This window comes from Actinoplanes sp. NPDC051633 (assembly GCF_040681735.1).
Taxonomy (GTDB): Bacteria; Actinomycetota; Actinomycetes; order Mycobacteriales; family Micromonosporaceae; genus Actinoplanes.
Window position 1 is genome coordinate 1 of the sequence record NZ_JBFAZH010001729.1, and the last position, 1,189, is coordinate 1,189.

A 1,189-nucleotide genomic window follows, 5' to 3' on the forward strand; every position below is an offset into this window, starting at 1 on the left:
CCCAGGCTGCTCGCCCGCGCCGGGCTGACCCTGCAGGACTTCGACTTCTACGAGATCCACGAGGCGTTCGCGGCGCAGGTGCTCGCCACGCTGGCCGCCTGGGAGTCGCCGGAGTTCTGCAAGGACCGCCTCGGCCTCGACGCGCCCCTCGGCGCGATCGACCGGGACAAGCTGAACGTCACCGGCTCGTCCCTCGCGGCCGGGCACCCCTTCGCGGCGACCGGCGGCCGCATCGTGGCCACGCTGGCGAAACTGCTCGCCGAGCGCGGCAGCGGCCGCGGGCTGATCTCGATCTGCGCCGCCGGCGGCCAGGGAGTGGTGGCGATCCTGAGCCGGTGATCAGTGGACGACGGTGACCGGGCACTTCGCGTACGCGGCGACGTGCTGGCTGACCGAGCCGAGCACCAGCCCGGCGAAGCCGCCGTGGCCGCGCTCGCCGACCACCAGCAGGTCGGCGCCGGCCGACTCCTCGATCAGGACCTTGGCCGGCCGCCCCTGCTTGACCTGCGGCTGCACGAGGACCGGTGGATCCTCGCCGAGCTCCTCCTTGATCACCTGGAGAAGGTCCTCGGCGGTCCGCTGGCTCGGATCGGGCACGTAGTGCTCCGAGACGCTGACGCTGCCCGCCGGTGGCAGCAGGGTGTGCTCCCAGACATTGATCACGGTCAGATTCGCCCCGTGATCGGCCGCCTCCGCCGCCGCCCAGGCCAACGCCTTGCGGCTGCTGGGTGATCCATCGACGCCCACAACGATCGTCTGCCAGCTTCCCATGGTCGCCTCCCATCCACGGCCGACGTTATTACAAGCAGCCAGACATGTACACGTCTGGTTGCGGGCGGGTTATAACCGGTTTAGCGTCGCCTCTAGATGTGATGTAGATCTCGGGCGCTGGAGGTCACCATGGCCACGACGACAGTGGAGTCGGTATCGCCGGAGTCAGGTCAGGCCGAACGCCGGCCGCTGATGAGCGGTCCCGCCCTGCTGATGATGAACCTCGGGTTCTTCGGGGTTCAGTTCAGCTTCGGGCTCACCCAGTCCGCGGTGAACCCCCTCTTCCTCCTGATCGGAGCCGATCCGGACCAGCTGCCCATCCTGAACCTGGCCGGGCCGGTCACGGGCCTGATCATCCAGCCGCTTATCGGGGCGATCAGCGACCGGACCTGGCATCCGAAGTGGGGTCGCCGACGGC

General features: G+C 69.1%; 1 protein-coding gene and 2 pseudogenes. 2 read left to right on the plus strand and 1 reads right to left on the minus strand.

The genetic code is table 11. The features are described 5' to 3' along the window. A pseudogene (locus AB0M20_RS44705) lies at positions 1-339 on the plus strand (acetyl-CoA C-acyltransferase); the annotation flags it as partial. Here AB0M20_RS44705 and AB0M20_RS44710 read toward each other — a convergent pair. Continuing rightward, positions 340-771 (minus strand): universal stress protein, encoded by a 432-nt coding sequence (locus AB0M20_RS44710; protein ID WP_364307684.1) that lies wholly within the window; start codon positions 769-771, stop codon positions 340-342. 129 nt (positions 772-900) lie between these two features. Between AB0M20_RS44710 and AB0M20_RS44715 the strand changes: the two are divergent. After that, a pseudogene (locus tag AB0M20_RS44715) lies at positions 901-1,189 on the plus strand (hypothetical protein); the annotation flags it as partial.